Origin of the sequence: Agarivorans sp. Alg241-V36 (assembly GCF_900537085.1) — a bacterium.
Lineage (GTDB): Bacteria > Pseudomonadota > Gammaproteobacteria > Enterobacterales > Celerinatantimonadaceae > Agarivorans.
This window is the reverse complement of record NZ_UNRE01000011.1, coordinates 1-22410: the sequence shown is the minus strand read 5'-3', so window position 1 is coordinate 22410 and position 22410 is coordinate 1. Positions and strand designations below refer to the sequence as shown.

General features: G+C 45.1%; 16 protein-coding genes. 5 read left to right on the top strand and 11 right to left on the bottom strand.

What is annotated here, in order from left to right:
* Positions 1–295 precede the first annotated feature (295 nt).
* Entirely contained in the window at positions 296–4324 is a 4029-nt protein-coding gene (locus G6R11_RS20235; protein ID WP_163134901.1) for a carbohydrate-binding protein, read from the top strand.
* A gap of 138 nt (positions 4325–4462) precedes the next feature.
* Here the strand turns inward: G6R11_RS20235 and G6R11_RS20230 are convergent, their stop codons facing one another.
* Complete coding sequence (locus tag G6R11_RS20230) at positions 4463–4783, bottom strand: DUF1330 domain-containing protein (protein WP_163134899.1); 321 nt, start codon at positions 4781–4783, stop codon at positions 4463–4465.
* A gap of 187 nt (positions 4784–4970) precedes the next feature.
* Between G6R11_RS20230 and G6R11_RS20225 the strand changes: the two genes are divergently transcribed.
* Positions 4971–6164, top strand: coding sequence for an MFS transporter (locus G6R11_RS20225; protein WP_163134897.1), 1194 nt, complete (start codon positions 4971–4973; stop codon positions 6162–6164).
* A gap of 64 nt (positions 6165–6228) precedes the next feature.
* Here G6R11_RS20225 and G6R11_RS20220 read toward each other — a convergent pair whose 3' ends face one another.
* The 3 genes from G6R11_RS20220 to G6R11_RS20210 form a co-directional block, all read right to left on the bottom strand.
* A complete protein-coding gene (locus tag G6R11_RS20220) occupies positions 6229–6612 on the bottom strand; it encodes a VOC family protein (protein WP_163134895.1) in 384 nt (127 codons plus the stop codon).
* A gap of 102 nt (positions 6613–6714) precedes the next feature.
* Positions 6715–7188, bottom strand: coding sequence for a YcxB family protein (locus G6R11_RS20215; RefSeq protein WP_163134893.1), 474 nt, complete (start codon positions 7186–7188; stop codon positions 6715–6717).
* Positions 7189–7292: 104 nt separating this feature from the next.
* Positions 7293–7631 carry a thioredoxin family protein gene (locus G6R11_RS20210; protein WP_163134891.1) on the bottom strand — a complete coding sequence of 113 codons (339 nt, stop codon included), beginning with the start codon at positions 7629–7631 and terminating at the stop codon, positions 7293–7295.
* A 615-nt stretch (positions 7632–8246) separates the two neighbouring features.
* Between G6R11_RS20210 and G6R11_RS20205 the strand changes: the two genes are divergently transcribed.
* The gene (locus G6R11_RS20205) at positions 8247–8678 is read left to right on the top strand and encodes a hypothetical protein (RefSeq protein ID WP_163134889.1); all 432 of its coding nucleotides are present in this window, start codon (positions 8247–8249) and stop codon (positions 8676–8678) included.
* Between the two features lie 323 nt (positions 8679–9001).
* Here the strand turns inward: G6R11_RS20205 and G6R11_RS20200 are convergent, their stop codons facing one another.
* The 3 genes from G6R11_RS20200 to G6R11_RS20190 all read right to left on the bottom strand — a co-directional run bounded on the left by G6R11_RS20200 (position 9002) and on the right by G6R11_RS20190 (position 11269).
* Complete coding sequence (locus tag G6R11_RS20200) at positions 9002–9679, bottom strand: GyrI-like domain-containing protein (RefSeq protein ID WP_163134884.1); 678 nt, start codon at positions 9677–9679, stop codon at positions 9002–9004.
* A gap of 158 nt (positions 9680–9837) precedes the next feature.
* Positions 9838–10470: a LysE family translocator gene (locus tag G6R11_RS20195; protein ID WP_163134882.1), complete on the bottom strand. Its 633-nt coding sequence runs from the start codon at positions 10468–10470 to the stop codon at positions 9838–9840.
* Positions 10471–10876: 406 nt separating this feature from the next.
* The gene (locus G6R11_RS20190) at positions 10877–11269 is read right to left on the bottom strand and encodes an HAD family hydrolase (RefSeq protein ID WP_163134880.1); all 393 of its coding nucleotides are present in this window, start codon (positions 11267–11269) and stop codon (positions 10877–10879) included.
* Between the two features lie 101 nt (positions 11270–11370).
* Between G6R11_RS20190 and G6R11_RS20185 the strand changes: the two genes are divergently transcribed.
* Positions 11371–11712, top strand: a complete 342-nt coding sequence (locus G6R11_RS20185) for a transposase (RefSeq protein WP_163134878.1) — start codon at positions 11371–11373, stop codon at positions 11710–11712.
* A complete protein-coding gene (locus G6R11_RS22000; RefSeq protein ID WP_163134876.1) occupies positions 11709–12005 on the top strand; it encodes a transposase in 297 nt (98 codons plus the stop codon). Before G6R11_RS20185 ends, G6R11_RS22000 begins: the two co-directional genes overlap by 4 nt.
* 255 nt (positions 12006–12260) lie before the next feature.
* Here the strand turns inward: G6R11_RS22000 and G6R11_RS20175 are convergent, their stop codons facing one another.
* The 4 genes from G6R11_RS20175 to G6R11_RS20165 form a co-directional block, all read right to left on the bottom strand.
* Entirely contained in the window at positions 12261–13016 is a 756-nt protein-coding gene (locus G6R11_RS20175) for a hypothetical protein (RefSeq protein ID WP_163134874.1), read from the bottom strand.
* A 518-nt stretch (positions 13017–13534) separates the two neighbouring features.
* Positions 13535–14278, bottom strand: a complete 744-nt coding sequence (locus G6R11_RS20170) for a transposase (protein ID WP_240352514.1) — start codon at positions 14276–14278, stop codon at positions 13535–13537.
* Complete coding sequence (locus G6R11_RS21840; protein ID WP_240352513.1) at positions 14254–14532, bottom strand: transposase; 279 nt, start codon at positions 14530–14532, stop codon at positions 14254–14256. Before G6R11_RS21840 ends, G6R11_RS20170 begins: the two co-directional genes overlap by 25 nt.
* A gap of 358 nt (positions 14533–14890) precedes the next feature.
* A partial coding sequence (locus tag G6R11_RS20165; RefSeq protein WP_163134872.1) for a DUF6862 domain-containing protein occupies positions 14891–22410 on the bottom strand: 7520 nt, incomplete at its 5' end.

Here is a 22410-nt window from a genome sequence, read left to right as displayed (position 1 = left end):
TTAGGGAGGCGAATAATCCGATAAGGAGGTAGCTATTTCTTGAATCGCTTAACCCAAGGAGTGGCAACAAGTGATCAACGTTTTAGATAGCGCAATCATATTACTTAAGCACCGCAGCTTAAGTAGCTTGGCGGCTATTGGACGCAAACACGCTAAGCAACTTTTACAAGGTTAAGCCTTAGATAACTAAACACGGTAACCATAATTGGTATACCAAAATTGAGCATATTGCGTTTTAACAGATCAACAAGTAACAACGCGAATGAATAACTAGGATATAAACATAGGAAGTTTTATGACTATCAAGGCAATGAAAATGGCTCCGCTCTGCTTTGCTGTCAGTTCAATTCTGAGCATAGGTGTATGTTCAGCAGCGGCTGGTGAAGCAATACGAGTAGAGGCAGAAGATTTCGTTATGATTGGCGGAACCTTCGACGACGGCCAAATTGCTGCAGTGAGTACCTATACGGTGAATGGTGCTACTGCAATAAACTTTGTGAACAAAGGCGATTACTTAGATTATCAAATAGATATTACTGAAGCCGGGACTTACAGCATTGAGTACTTTATTGGTACCGACATACCAAACGGCACTGAAATTGAAGTACTAGTGAAAAATGGTAACGCATGGGTCTCGCAAGGGCGAACCAGCGTATCGGCTGCAGGCTGGGATAATTTTCAAGCACTTGCACCAAACCACACTATTGAACTGCCCAGTGGCCAAGCAGATATTCGAATCGCAGCCTCTGGCAGCAATGATTGGCAGTGGAACTTAGACTACTTCACCCTGCAAAAAGTATCCGGTGAACCGGTTGACCCAGAGCCCCCTGTTGTAGTTCCACCAGAAGCTCTAATTACCCAAGCCACCAGCTTTAGTGCGAGTGGAGGTAGCTTTGCTGATGGCCAAGCCTCGCCAGTTAGCACCTACACCACCAACGGCGTAAGCGCTATCAACTACATAAACAAAGGTGATTATGTAGACTACAGCCTAAACATTGCTGAAGCTGGTGATTACAGCATTGAATATTTAATTGCTACAGCTATAGATGCCGGCGTAGAAATTGAAGTATTACTAAATACAGGGAATGGATGGACCACCGCAGGGAAATCCTCTGTTGCAGCTGGCGGTTGGGATAACTACCAATCTCTAAAACCAAGCTACCTGCTGTCAATGCCTAGCGGGTCTGTGCAACTACGTTTAAATGCCTCTGGCACCAACGACTGGCAGTGGAACTTATCCAGCTTTGCTTTGTTGCGCGAAGGAGACATTACTGACCCAACTGATCCTACGGACCCTACGGACCCTACGGACCCTACGGACCCAACTGATCCTACGGACCCGACCGATCCAACTGACCCGACAGACCCGACCGATCCAACTGACCCTCCAGTAGTCATTCCACCTGGTAATGGTAGCGATCCAGTACCAGTAGCTGGCAGCTTCACCCTAGAAGCAGAAAACTACCAAGCAGTTGGCGGCGAAGTACAAATTTACGACCTAGCTAACGGTAAAGCCGTTAACTACTTCAACTCAGGTGATTACTTAGAGTTTTACGTAGCACTTGAAAACGGTGGTTTGTACGATGCTAGTTACCGAGTGTCTACCGGTACTTTAAGTGACACTGCAGTAGGTTTAATGGTGACTGACCATAACGGCCAGTTAACGATTAAAAACATTACCACAGTGAATAGCGTAGGTGGCGATTGGGATACGTTTTATACCCAGCCAGGTAATGGCAAATTTAATATCTTTAGCGGTACCAACACTATTCGCATCTACGGTGCAGGCTCTGCTGATTTCCAATTCAATATCGACAGTATCAGCTTTAGTCGCATAGGCGATGTTGATCTAGCTATCGATGGTGACGGCGACGGTGTTCCAGATGTAGATGACATTTGCCCTAGCAGTCCAAGTGATGAAGTGGCTGACTCAAATGGTTGTACGCCTTCGCAAAAGGACACCGACCAAGATGGAATCAATGATCGCATTGATCAATGCCCCAACACAGCTCAAGGTGCTTTTGTTGACGATATAGGCTGTGCAAGCACTGGCGGTGACGATGACGATTTTGATGGGATACCAAATACCATTGATCAATGTGCAAACACGCCTTTTGGCCAAAATGTAAACCCTCAGGGTTGTCCAGTGTTAGGTAGTGACGCCGACGAGGATGGCGTTGCAGACAGTGTAGATATTTGTCCAAATACACCTGTCGACGAGTTTGCCAATTCAGAAGGTTGTTCTACTTCACAACTAAGCAACAGCCATACGGTATCAGTTAGTGTGAATGCCAATATGCTGCATGAAGTTAATGGAGTGTCTGACTTTGGTCGTAACCGCCACATTACTATGCACAGTGCGATTTACGAGCAAGATTGGAATGGCCACAGCGATAAGCTTAACTATGTGGTGAATACGCTTGGAGTAACCTTAGGCCGAGACAACGGTACTGCAACTTGGCGCTTCAAAGAAACCGCTCAAGATCCATCTTTAGCGAATAACCCAGATATGGAATGGATGGTAAACCGCGGTAAAGTATTGCGTGAAGACTACGCCAACAACGAGTTTTATAAACGCTTCTCTCCAAGCAACACCGAGCTGATTGCGGGTACAAATCCGCATCCAACTTACCCTACCCTTAGCTGGTACGACAATGGTATGACGTCAACTGGTTGGCAGCCGAAAAACATTGAAACGTCCGCTAAATGGATGGGTCACTACCTCGCCAACTACTATGCCAATTCACAAAACAGCAACGTTGGTGAGCCAATGCCTAAGTTCTGGGAAGTGATAAACGAACCAGACATGTTAATGAAGACTGGTCAGTTCATGGTGACTAACCAAGAGGACATTTGGCGCTATCACTCACTAGTTGCTCAAGAAATTAAGCAAGCTTTAGGTGATGAAGCTCCAATGGTTGGTGGTATGACGTGGGGACAACATGACTTCTACCGTCGCGATGGTATCTCTCGCCACCAAGACGACTACCTATGTGCTTGGGTAGACGAAGAAGCCTGTGCAATGTTTACCGAAGCTATGCAAACCACGGTTGACGATACGCGTGAAAGCGATTGGTATCAGTGGGATGTAATGTGGCGTGGCTTTATGGAAGAAGCCGGTGCCGATATGGACTTCTACTCAGTACATATTTACGACTGGCCTAGTGAAACAGCCGGAGGCCGCGCAGCTACGGTTCGCCGTGGTGGACACGTGCAAGCCATGTTAGACATGATGGAATGGTACGACGTTAACTTAGGTGGTCTAGAAAACCGCAAGCCGCTTGTGCTGTCTGAATACGGCGCAGTAAACGGCGCGTGGGATGAACTGCCGCACGAAGAGCGTTACGACATCGCAAACTTAAAAGCGTTTAACGGTATGTTAATGCAGTTCTTGCAACGTCCAGATTACGTGATTAAGTCAATGCCATTTACCCCAGCTAAACCTTTATGGGGATACAAACCAGGCGGTTGTGGCTACGATGCTACGGTTAACTGTACAGCACCTTACCACTACTCAATGATCATGGAATCAGCGTTAAATAATGGTGATTGGCAGTGGTCTTCTTACATCAAGTTCTTTGAGCTTTGGGCTGATGTAGATGGCACCCGCGTTGACACTCACTCAACGGATCCAGATGTTCAGGTTAACGCATACGTCGATGGCAACGAGTTGTTTGTAATCATTAACAACCTTGAAGAGCATGATACCAGCGTAAACTTAAATGTTGCGGGCCTTACCGGCTTAAACGTGAGTAACGTTGAACTACGTCAAATGTACTTCGAAGGCGTAGAGCACACTAAACTAGAACGCCGCCATAAAAAGCAGCTTCCTTCTAGCTTAACCTTAGCTGGCGACGGCACTGTGGTATTGCGTTACACCTTGAGCAACAACGTTAACATTAACCAAAAAGTCACCGAGCACAAATACTTTGGAGAAAGTGTTAGTGGCGGTTCTGTGCCTCATCGCATTAGCGTAAATGGTGGTGCAAAAACCGTTAAAGTTAACAATCTTACTGTTCCAAGTGGCGCTGCTGAAGCACAGTTACGCTTAACCGTAGCCTTGTTCCCAGACCAAGACGACATCGAAGGTGGCCTACTAACCATTAATTCGCTAGTAGTAAATGGTAACGAAGTGACCACTCCTATCGATTGGCGTGGTCCGGCTAAATACTCGTCAGACCGTTACTTTGCTACGCTAGAAATTCCTGTACCGGTAGAGTACCTCTCTACCAACAACACCGTGAATGTTGACTTTAAACATAACGGTGAGCTAACGGTTGCCAGCATGGTGGTTTGGGACTTCTCCGCCCCGCCACAGCGCTAACGCCTTAGCAATCTCTTGGCCCTAGCACCAAGACCGTAAGCAAAAGCGCCACTTCCCCTGAGTGGCGCTTTTTTTCTAAAACCGTTAAGCAACTAAGCTAGCGACCAGAACACACTCTGCATACTATGGGTACTTCACCTAATCCGCTTTCTGATAAGCAGAAATTATGGTGGTACTAGCCACCGAATCCACAAAATGCTGCTGTTTAACTTTTAAGTAACTGGCGTCGGCAAAAAAGTCTTCCATGTGAGCTTCACTGCTAAAGTTAATGGTAAAAACACGGTTAATTTTACGTTGCTCAGGTGAATCTTGCTGTTCGGTCTTAAGCACCTCCGACACCCTAAAGTCATACACAAAGTGGCCTTGATAGTCAGCTAAAATGGGCTTCATCGCAGCGCGATATTCAGCATACTTTGCATCATCAATTACCTGTAAACCCACCAGTATTTCGTAAGACATAAAGTTCTCCATGTATAGTGAAACCAGTAACGCTAGTGATTATTCAAAGTCCTACTCTACACCTGAGAATAAGCCATGGCTATCGGCGATACCGGACAACAATTTAATCTGTAAACTGATAGCAAATATGTAATACAAATATGCTAATTTGATGTAAAATCTTGTTTTTATCTTCGCAGTAACCAAGATGCCTCGTTTATCACCTGTTACATTACTTACCTTAATAGGCGTGTTTTTAGTCGCTCTTAACTTAAGAGCACCGTTCACTAGCCTAGCGCCTGTTTTAGAACAAATAATGGAGAGCCTTTCTCTAAACGCCGCACAAGCAGGTTTTGTTACTGCCCTGCCGTTAATCTCCTTAGCAGTGTTTTCTTCATTAGCGCCAAAACTGGCGCAACGAGTAGGCTTAGAAAAAGCACTTGTTGTGTCACTACTGTGTGTTGCTTTAGGTGTTGGTGTGCGCTCTTTAGGTTATGTTTCCCCCTTATATCTTGGTACGGTGCTGCTAGGTGCAGGTATAGCCTTTGGTAACGTATTGCTACCGGCAGTGGTAAAAAAATTCTTCCCCGAGCGCATATCCGAAGTGTCTTCCCTGTACATTTTTATCATGGGAGTGGGCTCTACTTTAGCTGCTAGCATTATGGTGCCGCTGTCGCTGCATGCGCCAAGCCAAGTATCGGGCTGGCAATTTGCCTTAGCCTTTAACCTCATCTTCCCCCTAGCTGCACTGCTATTTTGGCTTCCCAAGCTATCAAGTAAAACGCAACAGCAGCAAGCGCAAGAAGAAAACAATACTCCAGCAATAAGCACATTACTACGCTCACCAATGGCTTGGTTTGTTACCTTAGCTCTTGGCATAAACTCTTTTACTTTTTATGCCTTTGCCGGTTGGTTACCTAAAATCTTAAACGATGTGGGATACAGTGAATTAGACGCCGGTTATATCTATGGCTTTTTGCAGTTTTCTACCATGGTGCCAGGCTTAGCCTTAATGCCTATTTTGGCAAAGCTTAAAAACCATACGGTATTGATTACTCTTTGTGCTTCAACGGTGGTGTTTAGCTTAATTGGCATGATAATCGCGCCAAGTTTAGCGATTATGTGGGTGGGTTTGTTTGGCTTAAGTAACTGCTCAACCTTTATTGTGGCCTTAAGTTTTATTGGCCATAAAACCAGTAATTCACAACAAGCCGCAGCCTTATCGGGCATGTCACAAAGTATTGGTTACGCACTAGCAGCAACGGGCCCTTCAATGATTGGTTTTATCCATACCACTAGCCAAGGCTGGGTGCTGCCACTACTCACTATTGCCTTGTTTGGTATTGCTTGTACGGTGTTTTCGGCGCTGGCCGCTAAAGGAAAAAGGTTACAGCTTAAATAGCCAACGCAACCTAAAGCTTAATACAAACAAGCAGCAATTAGCATTGCTACTCTGTTCACTCAAACTATTTAGCCACAAAATGGGTTGCGCATATTTTGTTACCATCGGGATCACGAAGATAAGCTAAATACAGTTCACGCGGTGGCTGGCCTCTTACACCTGGTGGTTCTTCAATCGCGGTTCCACCGTTTTCAAGCCCTACTCGGTGCCATTCGTTCACTAGCTCTGGGCTACTTGCTAAAAAGCCCACGGTCATACCATTACCAATACTGGCGGCTTCTCCATCTATCGGTTTGGTTAAGCCCAATACTCCAGAAGCGGTGACATACATGCAACGCCCTTTGGCATCCATTACGCCCTTTTTATAACCCAGCACTTGCATTATCTCGTCATAAAAAGCTTGTGAGCGAGATAAATCGTTGGTGCCAATCATTACGTGACTAAACATTTCTTATCCTTAAGAATCTAGCTAAATCTAGAAGCAGTGTTACGCAACAGCACAGTAGCCTATAGAACAAAATTGCTAGTAGAGAGCGATACTAAATCACTGTTAGTTAAACTTGGCTAGTATCTCGCTCACCAGTTCAGCCGGAAATAGCGACTTAGACAAATACTGTCGCCCACCGCTTTTGGCAACCAATATAAAACCTAATTCCGTTTCTATAACGGTTTCTACATCGCTCCAAGCGAGGCTTGTTTTGGTATAAGGGTTTTGAGTTTCAATACCCTCTTCACTCACACTAAGCTTTACTTCGCTATTAGAACTGCGGCCCCACATTTGGCGGGTTAGCCACCAAGTTCGTTTAAAGCGAAGGTGAATAAGCTCTAATATCGCTAAACCAATAAGCATGCTGCCTGCCACTTTCGGTTGATCGGTAAACATCAGCAGTGCTAAACCTGCCAACAGCAGCAAGGCTGGAAACCACTTCTTTAACAGTGACTTCTTTTCAAAGGGTGATGTTTGATCAAAACACTCGGCTAAGTATTCGCGAGATAAGGTGAACTGGGTACTAAAAGCTTGCATAAAGATACTTATAAAATAACAAGTGGGCGTAATAGCAAACCCGTTGGCTTGCTATCCATAGCGAGGCATTTTACTTAAATTAAGGCCAAAGCAATAGCAAAAGCTTAAGCACCTGTATTTGCGAACAAAGCTTGCACCTCACTTGCCTCTACCGGCCTTACGATTCGAGCAACTTCTTTACCTGAATCAAGCAGTATCAGTGTTGGCCAAAGCTTTACTTTAAAAGCTCGTCCTAAGCGCTTACCTTTACCGTCAAACACCTTAATGTGCGGAAGATCTTTTGGGGACAACACCGTCTCAACCGCGGCGGCTGCCGCTTTACAATGGCCACACCAGGTAGCACCAAACTCCAACACCGCCAAACCTTTAAGCTCGGCTAACTCCTCTAAGCTCGGTGCTTCTTCATGGTATTCAGGGTTAAATCCAGTTTGGCATGCGTTCATCTTGGTATTTCTCCGTGGTTGGCAGACGTTAAAAGTAACACTCACCCAAGTTACTTTTACTGAGGGAAATCATACACTTTGTATAACAGCCTTCTAATTTACAGCTAAAGAGCAACTACTGGATAACTTGCTTGGCTAGCTCTATAGCTGTTTAGCTCTGGCTTAAAGGTTTTTTAGATTCTATTCCACCTGTTGATGACATTAATTGCAATGCATAAATCTACCAAGGGCTTTGCAGAGTCTGCGAAAAGTTAACTTTGCCATGCATAAGTGCTTTTCATCATAACGCCTCAGCTTAACGAAACCACAAAACCAACATTGAATATTTTCAACATACAGGTCAGTTGGCCAGTAGCTCAAAGCTCAACTTAAAGGTGCTAGTTGGTAATAAAACAACCAACGTCACACAATAGCCTCATCAACTTAACCGCTACGAGACAACAACAATGAAAAAGACCGACACAACACTATTATCACTGCTCATCTATTCAATCATGCTTAGTCACAATGCTCATGCTCAAATCATTGAAGTAGAAATTTACAAAGATGGAGTTGAATACGAGTGCTTAAAAGATACTGACTCAGGCAAAATTTTTAATTGTGAGAGAGACTAATATGAATAAGTATTACTTAGTATTTTTAAGCCTGTTTGTTTCAGCCAGCTCTCTAGCAAACATCGATGAGTTTTCCCAACACTGGCATGTAGCCAATAACAACAATGCTGCAGTGTTGAGTCAAGATCAAGGTTACCTAGCTGAATTTAGTTTTACAGATGGTGGCGTCATCATTTCAAGCACTGTTAGTGGTAATTGCACAAAGGCCGAACAACAACACACAGTTGCCGGAAAGCTAGTCACCTTTAAGTCAAAGCATCAAAAAAACCATTGTTTATTGGTGCCCAAAAGTCTTAAAGACAAAGCCATCGTTAATTCTTCATTTAACCGCATGCATAAAGTCAGCTTTAATAACGCTACTTTTACCACAGCAGGTTTTCATGATGCGCTTATAGAAGCTGAAAAGATCCGTTTTACAGGGAAAAGAAGCTAACAAAGCTCGGTCACATACGGTACCAAGCAAATTCATGCACAACGCTTTTAGCTCAGGGTAAAAGAACGGCATGTTTTGCTCTGGCTGGGTGACAACACGCAGCCTTCAACGGCAACAGGATTGCACTAGCCGTCTTGTAGATAATCTCTTTTAACATCATTGATAGCCCACCTTCAATAGTGCTCGCTTTGGTAGCTTTCAGGGCAAATATTAAAACTCAGTTGCGCTTAACACTACAAACAGCTAAGTGTCCGAATTCACAATGCAACAACAACCGCCAAACCTTTAAGCTCGGCTAGCGATTAAAGTAGTAATGACAAGATCTAAACTTGGGCGATGGCTTTGGGTTCAACTTGGAAGCGTAATACGGTTTTGTATTTTTCAGGGCTCACACGCCTAGCATCTGTTAAATAGATTTCACGATGCTGTTTTGAAATTCGGTTCAGGCCTTCGTTTTCGGCAAAGTTTTCCATTTGCGAAAAGCTTAGCGGCTCATCTTCAAAAGGGCCTAAGTGCAGCATTTGAATACAAGGACCTTCAACCAATGTTTCAAAGCTTACCGATGAAAGACGCGGTGACGGGTTCTTCATTTTAACCAAGGCTTTTATCTCATTAAATAATGACTCGTCGATAAAATCAGGTTGGCGAATCATCAGGGTATACACCAAGTCATCTTTATTGATAGTGCCTTTAAATGACTTTTTAGCTTGCTCGTTAATGTCCCAAAGGCCTTCTAGCGGATACACCGTATAATCGGTATACCCTGCTGGTTCATTTGCCATTTTCTTTAAGTTCATTTTTAAGCCGTAGGCTAACGAGTATAAAGCGGCCACACATTCCGAAAAGGCTTCATTGCCAGGGTTACCCTCACCCTTAACGGTGATGAACTTAAAAGCAGGTACCTCAGCCACCTCTGGCTTATTTTTGGGAAGATAAAGCGCCTTCTCATGTTTGCGCCACTCATGTTTGAAGTCTGCTGAACAGTGCGCATCTTTAGCCATTGTTTACCTTAGTTAGTTAAATTACATTTTTACAATCAAATGGAGCTGGTATTGTTGAGGGTAGCGCATTGTTAAGCGGACTAAAGTTGTGGGTTAAAATGTGGAGCGAAGCGAAACTTAGCCACTGTTTTTGTTCCGTTTAAGTGCCTTTTAGAGTTTTACTCTGAGCTCGCTTTAAAAATTAATCTAAGCCCTAAGCCAACGATAATAAAGCTAGCTAGGCGATCTAAAACTGTCTTTGAGTTTAAATAAACTCTTCTCGGAGCACTTGAAGATAAAACTAAAGCAACAATTGAATACCAGTCCGCTTCAAGTATAAATAGCATCAGAACTAAAACAAGCACAAGAGAGATAGACAAATTTTCAGGAATTAAAGCGGCGAAAACACTGCCATAAAATATAGCGGTTTTCGGATTACTGAGTTGGGTAATTAGACCTATTTTAAACGATTGGTAAACCTCACTTGGCTTGTCACCTGAGCCATTAACTATGTCAATAGTCTGTTTTGCCCCCCGCCATATGACAACAGCAAGGTAGAACAAGTAAACTCCACCAAGTATCTTCAATGCCATGTACAAAGTTGGGACACTTAACAATACTGCTTGTAAACTTAAAAGAGCCAAAGTAGCAAAAAAGAGAGCGCCAACTCCCATACCGATTGCTGTAGCTAAACCGTCAGCTCTTGAGCTTGCCACAGCGGTTCGTGCTACCAAAACAAAACTCGGCCCAGGACTCATTATACCAAGGCTCATTACGCCTAAAATGCTTACGAGAGACACTATAATTTCCATATTTTTTTCCCTTACAACATTTAAGTTGAAAATTGAACATCCGTAACTTGCCGTAAACTCTAACGCTTAAGCTCACCGGAAAACAAAGCGTTTCGAGCGCAGCGAGGCTTTTGGTTTTCTGACGGAGCGCTTTGTTATAAGCCAATGAACCTGCACGCCTACTCAACGCATGCAAAGTTGCTGATGGCCTGATTGTGTTCAATTCGGTTACCTACCAGCACAAAATTGAACTGAAGCTCCTTACAGGCTTTCTTATCCCACGCAGCATCACCGAAGTACGTCAGTTTATGGCCTGACGGGATACCTGCTTTTTGCAAAGAAAGCTTCATTATTTGAGTGCGGGAATAGTGATCACTGGAAGAGGCTAGTGGGATGCCAGTGACATCAATCCCAGCCGACTCCAACTTCAGTCGCGCAGTTTCCCCCAGCCACCAGTGGCAATAGAAAGACTTACGTTCGGCTGCTTTCGCAAGTGAGTGATGAACTCAGCGGCACCATTGACCTGCTTCGCTGATGAGCTAGATAGGTGGCCTTTGATGTTTGCGATGAATGCAGCTTTGACCTTAGTATGTGCATCTTCTCTGGTATGTAGTTGGCCGCGCTGTGCCAAGTGGTGATCCAGAATACCGGCGTCAGAAATGTGAGGATATTTAGACCAATCGCTATCTAGCTTATGTCCAAGAGCTTCAGACACTGCATCAATGTAGCACTCCTCATCGAATTTAAAGGACTCGACAAGTGTTCCATCGACATCAAACATTACATGGTGCAATACGGGGTCTCCTTGGCTTATAGACATAATGATCCCCGGTGAAAGTGCCGACCTCCTGCGTTTATCGTGGGTTAGTCAAACTAGAGCCACACTGTTAGATGCAAGTCATAACAGAACAGGAGATCGACATGTCTACATCTAGCACGTTTTTCATTGGACTAGATGTTCACAAAGAGACCACTGATGTCGCTTATTGTGTTGATAACTCAAGAGATGAGCCGACTTATCACGGCACCATACCCACCAATATTCGTTCTATCAACAAACTTATCAAAAAATACAAAGGCTTGGCTACTCACCTCTGCGTAGTTTATGAAGCTGGGCCCTGTGGGTTTTGGCTTTATCGTCATTTAGCTAAGCACGGTATTGAATGTTGGGCAGTGGCTCCCGCCTTTATCCCTAAAGCGCCTGGTGATAAAGTCAAAACCGATAGGCGTGATGCCATCGCTTTAGCGAGAATGTGCAAGTGAGTTTTAGGTATCAAGATAGCCAAAGCCACACCAGCAAAACCCCCACCCTGCCTACCTTGCAATTCTTAACGCTTATCTTGCAGCATGTATTGCCCAAGGGCTTACAGCGGGTGAGAGATTATGGTTTTTTACGGGGTAACGCTAAACAGGTATTGCTGCGTATTCAGTTACTACTGCGTGTGTCGCAACGCGTTAATCTCGACGCGCTCCAAACCGACAACAACAGCGCTACCCGACCATGCCCTTGCTGCCAACACCCCATGCACTGCACAGGCATTAGCCGAACGAGCTAGCCGAAAGGCGAACCTTATAAGGAGAATGGCAGGGCTTAACATGAGGATGAAAACACACAAAAATAACAGCTTAGCATCACGTATGCCAGGTAAAGGCTTAGCGCCATTCCCCCTGTCTTAGCCAAACTCGCCTTGCTAAAAGTAACAAGGCCTTGGCCCCGACAATATCAACACCGCTATTTACTATAGAAGGGAGCATTGGGCTTGTTCAACACCCGAATAAGGTGTCGGCTGCGCGACACCTATTCTTATTTGTTATATTTTTTTTAGCAGACTTCGAATATTAGGAACATAGCTTTGTTCGATGATTCTATCTTTTGCATAGAAGTCATCTGGTAGCTCATTCCAAGCTCGACCAAAGGTCCAATCTGTAATTGCCATCATTTGTCGAACCCCATGGAGAAAAAGCTCAAATGATTCGAACTCAGCACTGCTGGCGATTTCTCTTATCGTTTTTTGGGCAACCCTTAAATCTGTGCGCTTTCCCGTAAACAACTCTGTAAGCTCGATGTGCATTTGACTTGCTTTATTTTTACCGTAAGAGGCTCCGCTAATCTTGTTCCAAGGGGGGAGCTGCCCATGTTTTAACTTTTCAGTCTCTATTAACAAGCCTTCTGAAATACCAATTGCTTCTCTAGGATCATATAAATCAGAAGCATAACTTTTTATAAGCTTTCCATTATTTCTAGCCACTTCAGTTTGACTTAAACGTGATTGAACTAAAATTGAATATCCAAGATAATCGTTATCTTTGAACCATGAGGCTATGGGCTCTTTTTTACAACCTTTAGCAAGACATGGTTTCAGACCATTGTGTTCCCTGAATCGATTATACAAATCACTAGCTAATCCGATATAGAGAATATGATTGGTTTGAGGATCCCAAAAACAATAGACTCCAGAAGATGCCCACCCATTAACGTCAACCGCAGAGGCTATTTCCTCAATTGCGTCGGCAAGTTTTTCTTTATCGCTTTCTTTGTACATATCACGAATATATGTAGCTAACATTTTCACCCTTCAAAATATAGACATAATGATCCCCGGTGAAAGTGTCGAACTCCTGCGTTTATCGTGGGTTAGTCAAACTAGAGCCACACTGTTAGATGCAAAGTCATAACAGAACAGGAGATCGACATATCTAAATCTAGCACGTTTTTCATTGGACTAGATGTTCACAAAGAGACCACTGATGTCGCTTATTGTGTTGATAACTCAAGAGATGAGCCGACTTATCACGGCACCATCCCCACCAATATTCGTTCTATCAACAAACTTATCAAAAAATACAAAGGCTTGGCTACTCATCTCTGGGTAGTTTATTAGAATTACTTTAGGACACCCATAAATTGCTAAAGCTAAAACTCACTCTAGCCTGCCTGTTTACTATGCGGACAACAACAATCGTTACCATGATTACCGATACATTGGCTGCGTTACGGAGCCGCAGTTAAATTGGCGAAAGGCGGCCATAGCTCAGCCCTTAAAGAAGCTTAACTAATACTTTGATGGGATGTTGGTGAGTTAAGCTAGGTGTCGCAGAGCTGTAACTGACTATGCGTGGCACACCATCGCCGGCCCGTTTGACTAGCATGTTGTTGCAGATGTTTATTTGAGCCAGCTGCGCTAATAAAGTGCCGATTAAAGTCTTTCACTACGCTCAACCAGTCTTTCTGGTTAATGTTAAGCCGAGCCATTATCGGTAATACATTGGCAGGTATCGCCCGGCGTTTATCTGCTCGCACGCAGCGGCCTGTCCAGTCTACCAATTCTAAATACTCGTAAAGATTAAAGGGTAAACCGGGGCTAGGTTCACCATGGGCTTTGTAGCCAGTAAACGGTAGCACAGTTGAGGGTTGTAAGTTTTCTTCTGATTTAGCGGCCTTTAGCGCCTGCATGCGTAGTTGCACACTGGTAAAGTCTGAGTCTTCTGGGGTATCAGCCATTTGGGCACGCACAGGGTTTAAATCCACATAAGCCATACAGGCTAATACTGCGGCTTCATCTAATAAGGCTTGGGATTTAAARCGCCCTTCCCAAAAACGGCCTTTGCATTGYTCTTCTTTATTCGCTTGGCGGGCAATGTGTTCGTTTAGGCAACGCATAAACCAAGAGATATCAAATAAGCGTTTACGCCAGTCTTCTAGCTTTTCTATCGTCTTAGGATGGTCTTCATCTTTGGCTTGTGGGTCGTTAAGGTATTGCTCTACCATATTGTGGCCTGCGAACAGCTGCTTCCAGCGGGTATTTATTTCACGATAACTCCACTCCACTGCTCTGCCTGCTCTTGGTTAACCCGCAATACCAAATGGTAATGATTGCTCATTACCGCATAGGCACAAACCTCAACCGAGAATACTTGGGTGAGTTGGGTGAATTTATCCACTATCCATTGCTTGCGATGCTCAAAGCTCGTACCTGTTACCCTGTCTTCACCACACAAATAGGCGCGTCGAACACAGCGACAAATGCAGTGGTAATAAGGCGTGCTGTCTAAACAAATTTGCTGTTCACGGGCGCGAGTCATAGCCATTCCCCTTCTAGTGTATTTAAGCCCAGAAGAGGAAAATTAAAGCGTCAAATTTATGGGTGTCCTTTATTTTTAGGAGTATATTCGAGCTATTCCTATACGTTTAATTCCTTCAATCAGATCAAAGCATTGCCTAGATGTCAAGACGGAATAGTCAAGCTTATCCGGATATAAGAACTCGATTGATGCCTCAAACTCCTCGTTTAATGATGCTGCTGATGGCACATCGTGAATTACTATGGGCAAGTACTCATTGCCATCAAGCGAGCACGCATGAGGCGAAAAACCACTACCTGTGGGAACACATGGTCGCCCCCCCCTATCACTAGAGTAAATCTCTACTCGCGCACGATATTTAATCATTTTTAATATTCACTCCATCAAACCAATCATAGAACTCTGGATATTCATACACATCAATTCCAATTGCTTTTTCAACGCCTCCTGGATCAGGGTGAGGGATCATATCACCTAACCTATCAGTTGGAAGCTCAATATAGGTTTTTGTATAAACTCTACCCGGGTTCGCAGTTGCAAAATCATCCAATGACATCTCATCAAACGCAAATCTCTTAAAGGTTGAGTTTGGGTGAATATTATAATCCCCAAAATGTTGGACATCAGCAAGTTCCTCTAACTCGACAGCTCTCCAGAGAGTTGTAGTGTCTCGTTCGATTAATTCGTCTACTTCAGATGGACTACTCAACTGATGAGGCGTCACATTCGCTAAATCACCAACAGATTTATCCGTTCCACCAGTCAGTTGTTTAGACGCATCCGGCTTGTATTCAAGCAGCTTAGGACTCTCATCAATCTTCCGCATCGCTTGCGCGACTAAGTCTTGTGCTGCACTAATATCCCCTGTGTCAAAGGCATCAGCAGCTTTCTTAATAAGATCACCCGCAACCGGCACCAAACCCACAGTTGCCAATAAGTAATCCATATTGGATTCCGCTTCAGCAAACCCTTTAGCATCGCCAACACCAGGGGTGAAATCAGCCAACAAGCCCGCTGCCGCATGAACGCCACCAATTTGTTGCTCACGGATTGCGCCAGAGGGGTCGCTAGCTTCTCTTTCAACATCACCGTATGCTTGGCTAATTCCAAATTCATCAAATGGTGAAACATTTCCCTCATAACTTGCTAGATTCTCTTCAGCAAAGTCAACTTGCTGCTGACAGGCCGCACTGCTCATATCTTGGCAGGCAAGGTTGAGAGCTTGATCCCGTTCATAGTCTAGTCGATTTAGTTCATTGACTCGTTCACAAGCGGATTGGTTGCCGCTGTTACAACCCTCACGCTGCTCTGCTAGTTCTGAAGCTTCTGCATGACTCAAATGATTAAACCGCATCACGGTCTCGCCCACGGTCTGCCCGGTATAAGCCCCCTCCGCCTTACCCGTCGCTGCCACGCCAGCCCAAGAGCCAACCACCCCAGATACAGTAGCCGCATGCTCATCACCAAAGTTATCCCGAACTAGGTCCGAGCTAAGTTCGGTGGCTAGGCCTGAAGCTGCCCCCGCTGCGAAGTCGCCACCGGCCAATTCAGCGGCCGCTCCACCTGCAGCGGCGTGTACCAAGCCTTTGCTCAGGCTACCGTCACCACCCAGCTCAGCGCTGTAGTCGCCAATCAAACCAGATGCTGAAGCATGCGCTTCATTGGCCAGCATATTCTGTAAGTTGCCTAGCAAACTATCACTAAAACTGCCACCGTTAATTGCGGTGTCTACACCACTTTGAAGAGTGGAGTGAGCTAGGCCACGCCCCAAGCTGGCCCAAGACACCTCTCCGGTTGGGATACTGATGATAGGGTTGCCTGAGGCTTGCGCTGCAGTGCTGGTGCTGATGCTGGTGTTGGTGCTGGTGCTGGTGCCTTCAGCAAAACCAGCTACGGCATCAAAGCCATTTAGGGCGCCTGCGGTGACCATGGCAGTAGCTAAGCCTTTTACTGTATCGCTAGAGCCCAAGTCACTGAGCGCACCACCAATATCCCCTTTGTTATTCGCGAGAGCCATGGCCGCTTGATTGACGAGTGATGCTGTACCGGCTGAGCCTGCCGCACCCACCGCGCCCGCTAGCGTGGCGTTCATACCCACCGACGCTGCCGCGTTGGTCGCCATCGTTCCAGCTGCCGCAGCCAGTCCTGTACCCGCTGTAACCGCCGCCACCGCAATGGCAATAATCGCCGCCGCTGGGCCACTTAAACTCTCGTTGTGATATTCCCAGCTGTCGTAGGCGTCGGTAACTTGCTGCCAGTCAATATCTTCTCGGCCTTGCAGCTCTGCTATCCAAGCTGTATCTGGGTTATCGGCAAAGGCTTGTAAGCTTTGCTCTATGCTTTGGCCTTTTTCGTGTTTAAAGTCGACCACTATGCCATTGGCGGCCTCAACACTTAGTTCACCTTGATGACGCAACTCCACGTAATTTGCGGTGGTGGCCGTTTCTCCTTCGCCGGAAGTGACGACAAAAAAGCCACTGCTGGTTTCATCTTTTCGGTAGTAGTTTTCATCGTTAGCCGACAGTAGATTTACCGAGCCGTCGCTCGAGCTCAGCGTAATGTTAGAATTACTATCTAACTCACTGGCGACGAGGGTTAAGTCTTGCTTACTGTTAACCGTGATATTTTCACCAGTGAGCGAAACACCTTCACGTGAAGTGGTACTTTTTTCAATCTCTAATAAGTTGTCCCCCCAAAAGCTACTACTTTCTCTACGATGGAGGCTGTATTCACTATCGGTGGTTACATCAAATATTGCCTCGCCTGCTGTTTCAAGGCTTAAACTTCCATTGGCATTTAATTCACCACCTTGTATATAACTATCTCCGCCACTGGCTAGAGATAAATTTCCACCTGCATTAACTTCATTGCCTTTCTGCTGGCTAGATTGGCTTATATCTTTATTTTTGCCCCACCCTGTTTCAACTCTATCGAGCGAGCTTTCGTTCGCAGCTATTAAATTTAAACCGGTGCCAGCACTAATAGCAATATCACCATTGGCAGATATGTCACTGGCAATGCTGTTTAGCGAACCTTGCACATTAATGCTTAAGTTTTCGCCACTACTCAATACGCTGTTAATTGATTTAGTGCTTTCTTGCTCGGTAACTTTCCACTTACCTTCAACCAGTAAATGATGTGTATCATCTATGTTGACGAGATTAAGATCGCCACCGGTATTTATTTGGGCATTGCCTTTAGCACTAATTTCACTGGCAACACCTACCACATCGCCACCACTTTGCATCAGCAAATCACCATCTGCATTAATGCTAGCAATGTTGCCGATGTCAGTTCGGGTATGAACGTCGGCTACATTATCTTGGCTTACCCAGGTTTTATTGGTGATGTCACGGCCAGCAACCAGCGCCACATTGTTACCCGACAACTCGCCGCTAATATTGGTGATGTTGTTTCCAGCGGCCAGTATTAAGTCATCATTGGCACTAAGTCGACCTTGGTCATTGAGCAAGTCCTTACTCACATTAACGTGCAAACGACCGTCACTGGCAATGGTATTTTGGTTGTTGAGCTCTTCGGCTTTAATGTTTATGTCACCGCCTGCCACTAAGCCGCCTTTAAAGTTTTGTTGGTCTGCATTGGCTAAGTACAACTTAGGTGCGAGCACTTGCTGGCCATTTACTTCGATGGTTTCCCACCAAACTATATCGGCGGTAAGATTAGCCACTTGCTCTTGGCTTAAGCTAATACCTACTGTTAAACCTAAAGATTCATTAGCTTCGGCCGCATTAGCAAGAAGCTGCTGCATCTGCTCAAGCTCTGAGCCAATATTTTGAGCTAAGTAGCGCTGGCCAGTTTGCTCAAATATCGCCTGCATAATCACGCGAGTATCGTAATAGGCATCACCTAAACGAAGAATATCGTCGTCGGGATTAAAGCCTATTTCATCAAACAAGTAGTCAGATCCAATAAATTGGTCAAAGTCAGTTAACGCGGGGTTGGTTTCTATTAAATAACCGCTATCTGGGTTAGGTGACGTAATGAATAAGCCGTTAGCCGAAGGCAAAGGGTAGCTAGGTACAGGAACACTGTTTGCACCTTGCAAATGAGTTAAAGCTACACCATCTTGCTGCCTTGCTTGCACGTTAGCGTTAGCTAAACCTAAAGGCCTAATTTGGTTTTGCTGCACTTGGCCAGCATTAGCATCAGCTGCTGAATAAGCGCCACCCAGTGCGCCCAAGAACATAGCACTAACAGAGCCAGAGTTAGCCGCTGCGCTTGATACATTGTTAGCGCCTAAGTCTTGCTGGGTATCCCTAGTTGTAGCTTGCTCTGCATTAACATAGGCAAGAGCGTTGCCGATGCTACCTATTGCCGATGCGTTTACAGCACCACTTTGTGCGCTATGGCTATCTAAAGAATGGGAGCCAAAACCGCCATTCGTAGCAACAAGGCTACCGTTAACGGCTGCGTCTCGATCAGCTACAGAGCCAATATGGTTAGTTTGCTGAGAGTCGACAGTTCCATTCGAACTACCGATTGAGTTAATACTGCTACTTTGTAAAGATTGATTATTATTGTTGGTATTGCCTAAAGCGGCTTGGTTGCCCGAAACCCCACCAACCAGATTTTGCCACACATATTGTTGGGTTGAGCCACTTACAACTCCCCCGCCATTGGCACTTTGGCCATGCGAACGACCAACAGCAGCATTAGCGCTTTGGTTTTGGCCATGAGATAGCTGATTGTTAACCGCTCCGCCTTGCGAGGCACTGCTGCTGCTTCCTACATTAATGGGTCCAGTATTTTGGTCTTGTACATTTTGGGTAGGCGAATAAGGAGAAAGCAGCTCGTTGTTAACACCTCCAGTAAAGTTGGCGGTGATAGTGTCGCCAGCGGAGATAGTGCCTTGGTAGAGCGTGCCGCCGCTGCGGGTTACTTGGCTATCAATTAAATTGAATACCGCCCTAACGTTGTTTAGATTTACTTTGCAGCTATGTCCCCATCCTGCGGATTTGCAGCGGTTGTTTTCTAGCCTATCTAGTTGATAAACGTACTGGGTTGACTCTTCACCTTCTTGAGCAGATAAGTTAGCCAGCGTATTCCCAGTAAGAGCCAAATTGCCATTTGCATGAATAAGACTATAGAAGTTATCAACTGTTGCTGCGTTGATACTCATATTTCTGCCAGCAATAATCTGTCCACTACTACTCGAGTTACTTACGATTACTCGATTTACATCTCCATCTTTGGTGAAACTCATACCTCCAGTTGCACTTACTGACTGGTAGTGCTTGTCACTCCTGTCCCCTGAACCATTTTGCGTATGATTATTTACCTGAACGTCGGGAAAGCTTTCTTCGCCATAATCTAACGTAATTGAAGCTGGGGCATCCTCTCCACTTGAAGTATAGGTATCAATATCAAACACTTCTCGCTGATTAAGCAAATGCTGAGTATTGATTGTTATATCACCATTAATGGTTTGAATAGTGCCCGAGCTATTTTTTACTAAATTATTGGCTCCACCACTGGCGCTGCGTTGCATCACCAAATTGTTATTTGCAAGTATGTCGCCGTAGGTATTGTTAATGCTATTGGTGGTGTACAGAGCCATGTTACGGCCGGCATAAAGCAATGAGCTGACATTGTTGATATTGCTAGCGCTCAACTCCATGTCTTGACCAGACACTAAAGCGCCATTGTTAGTAATACTGCCGTTTGCGCTAATGACCAAGTCTTCACCAGCATTCACAGTACTGTTATTGGTGAAGTTTTGGCTAGCTAAATTAATGTCTCTGCCGGCTTGCAAGCTGGCGTTATTCACTATGTTGCCGTTGGTATTTAAGCTTAAGTCTGTACCCGCCGAGATCCCGCCTTGCAAAGTAAGTGAACCTTGGGTGGTTAAACTCAAGGCTTTGTCGGCAATAACATCTCCAGAGTTAACAAGTGTTCCAGTATTGCTTAGTAAGCTTAAATTGTTCTTGGCGTTAAGTTTGTTTTGGTTATTAATGCTTTGATAACTGGTAATAGACAGGTTTCGGTTAGCAATAACGTCGCCTTGGTTAACCACCGCATTAGCGCTACTGACTAAGTTTATATCTCGCCCAGCTTCTAATTCACCAGTATTAAGCAATTTACCGCTAGCATTTAGCTTAATATCATCATTTGCTAAGATCTCGCCGCTATTAGTAAGTGCAGAGCCTGCGTTAGCTGTAATGGAGCCAAAGCTATGAACCGATCCCAACTGGGTAAAATCACTGCTTGAGTTAAAGGTAATATCATTGGTCGCCGCAATATGGCCACTATTTTTGATGGACTGCGCATCAATCAACAAACCATTGGTAGATTGAATATCGGCGTTAGCGCGATTGTCTGCCACTCCTGTTACATCAACAACAAGCCCATGCCCACTTAGACTGCCGTTGTTATACAAATTTGCCGCTTCTAAGTTCAGCACACCTGCAGTTTGTATTTCTCCACTATTGTTTATGCTGCCAACAACATCTACGGTTGCACCAAGATTAGCCAGTACTTTGCCTAGATTAGTTAACGAGTTCCCTACGATACTTACCTTGCCAAGAGAATCCGTAATACTGCCGCTAGCCAACTGAATACTGCCACCAATTAGGCTAATATCGCCACCACTTACCAGAGTGCCTGATTGCACTAAGCTACCCGTTCCAGCGTTTAAGGTCGTTGCACCGCTAACATAGCTCACTCCGTCGTGGTTTAAGATAGAAGAGGCGTTAAGACTTAGCTGATTAGCTCTTACCTCTCCCATTTGGTTTAAGTTAGCAGCACTTAAATCAACTCTCGCCAAAGAATGAATACTACTGCTATTAGTTAGCGTGTTATTGGCGTTAAGGCTTATATTGGAATTACTTGATATCGCACCTGAGTTGCTAATCTTCTCGGCATTAGCAGCGATGCTTGCCCCAGCCGCCACTTGAGCCCGATTATCAAAATCATTGGCGGCTACATTGATTTGCTGTTGACTAACCAGTGCGCCCTGGTTGAGCAATAAACCGGTACTGCTTAAGTTAATATTGTTGGCATCAACACTGGCCGTATTGCTAAATGAAATAGAATCGGCATTAACAGAGCTTGTTAAACCACTATATAGCTCGCCATTTATTGCAACACTTGACGCATCAATATCAATATTTTTTGCGGCAGATAGTTGCCCAGCTTGCGTTATCCCAGATCCAGTAACTAAAATCGAGTCGTTGCTTAACAATCTCCCTGCCAGATCAGCATTATTAGCTGCACTTAACTGCATCTCTCCAATGCTTTGAGAAGTTCCAGTATGGTTAAGATTAGTGCCCACTAGCGCTAAGCTGACACCGCTGGTCAATTGCCCTGCTTGGGTTAGCGTGTTTGCATCAATACGCAGACTGGTGCCTGCATTCATCTGCCCTGAGGCGCTATTGGTGAAGCTGCCTGCATTTGCCACTAAACCGCCATTAACACTCAGCTCTCCGGCGTTTATCAGCGCCTGACTCACCACTAGCTCGGCATTGCCTAAACCAGTAAATACGCCACTGTGCGTAAGGTGGGTGGCACTCAGTGTGCTATCGCCTGTCACGAAGCTCTCACCCGCCATCACTAAGTCGCTGGCACTCAGCTGTAAGTCGCCACCACTGGCTAACTCACTGCCAGCGCTGAAGGTGGCATCTTCTGCCGCGTCGATAAGCACACCTTGCCCGCCTTGCAGCTGGCCACTACTGTGCAGGCTATCTGCATTCAGCGTAAATACCTGATTACTGACCAGGGCTCCGCTGTTATCAATACTATCGCTATTAAGCGTGGCATCGCCTTGTGCGAGGATACTGCCACTGTTGCTGACGCTTTGGGCGTTCAGGCTAAGTGCTTGGCCGCCTTCTAATTGGCCAAGTGTATTCAGGGTCTCTACCA

Excerpts from the sequence above, each read along its gene's own strand:
- G6R11_RS20235 (WP_163134901.1), top strand. The coding sequence starts at position 296 with ATGACTATCAAGGCAATGAAAATGGCTCCGCTCTGCTTTGCTGTCAGT.
- G6R11_RS20230 (WP_163134899.1), bottom strand. The coding sequence starts at position 4,783 with ATGTCTTACGAAATACTGGTGGGTTTACAGGTAATTGATGATGCAAAG.
- G6R11_RS20225 (WP_163134897.1), top strand. The coding sequence starts at position 4,971 with ATGCCTCGTTTATCACCTGTTACATTACTTACCTTAATAGGCGTGTTT.
- G6R11_RS20220 (WP_163134895.1), bottom strand. The coding sequence starts at position 6,612 with ATGTTTAGTCACGTAATGATTGGCACCAACGATTTATCTCGCTCACAA.
- G6R11_RS20215 (WP_163134893.1), bottom strand. The coding sequence starts at position 7,188 with ATGCAAGCTTTTAGTACCCAGTTCACCTTATCTCGCGAATACTTAGCC.
- G6R11_RS20210 (WP_163134891.1), bottom strand. The coding sequence starts at position 7,631 with ATGAACGCATGCCAAACTGGATTTAACCCTGAATACCATGAAGAAGCA.
- G6R11_RS20205 (WP_163134889.1), top strand. The coding sequence starts at position 8,247 with ATGAATAAGTATTACTTAGTATTTTTAAGCCTGTTTGTTTCAGCCAGC.
- G6R11_RS20200 (WP_163134884.1), bottom strand. The coding sequence starts at position 9,679 with ATGGCTAAAGATGCGCACTGTTCAGCAGACTTCAAACATGAGTGGCGC.
- G6R11_RS20195 (WP_163134882.1), bottom strand. The coding sequence starts at position 10,470 with ATGGAAATTATAGTGTCTCTCGTAAGCATTTTAGGCGTAATGAGCCTT.
- G6R11_RS20190 (WP_163134880.1), bottom strand. The coding sequence starts at position 11,269 with ATGTCTATAAGCCAAGGAGACCCCGTATTGCACCATGTAATGTTTGAT.
- G6R11_RS20185 (WP_163134878.1), top strand. The coding sequence starts at position 11,371 with ATGTCTACATCTAGCACGTTTTTCATTGGACTAGATGTTCACAAAGAG.
- G6R11_RS20175 (WP_163134874.1), bottom strand. The coding sequence starts at position 13,016 with ATGTTAGCTACATATATTCGTGATATGTACAAAGAAAGCGATAAAGAA.
- G6R11_RS21840 (WP_240352513.1), bottom strand. The coding sequence starts at position 14,532 with ATGACTCGCGCCCGTGAACAGCAAATTTGTTTAGACAGCACGCCTTAT.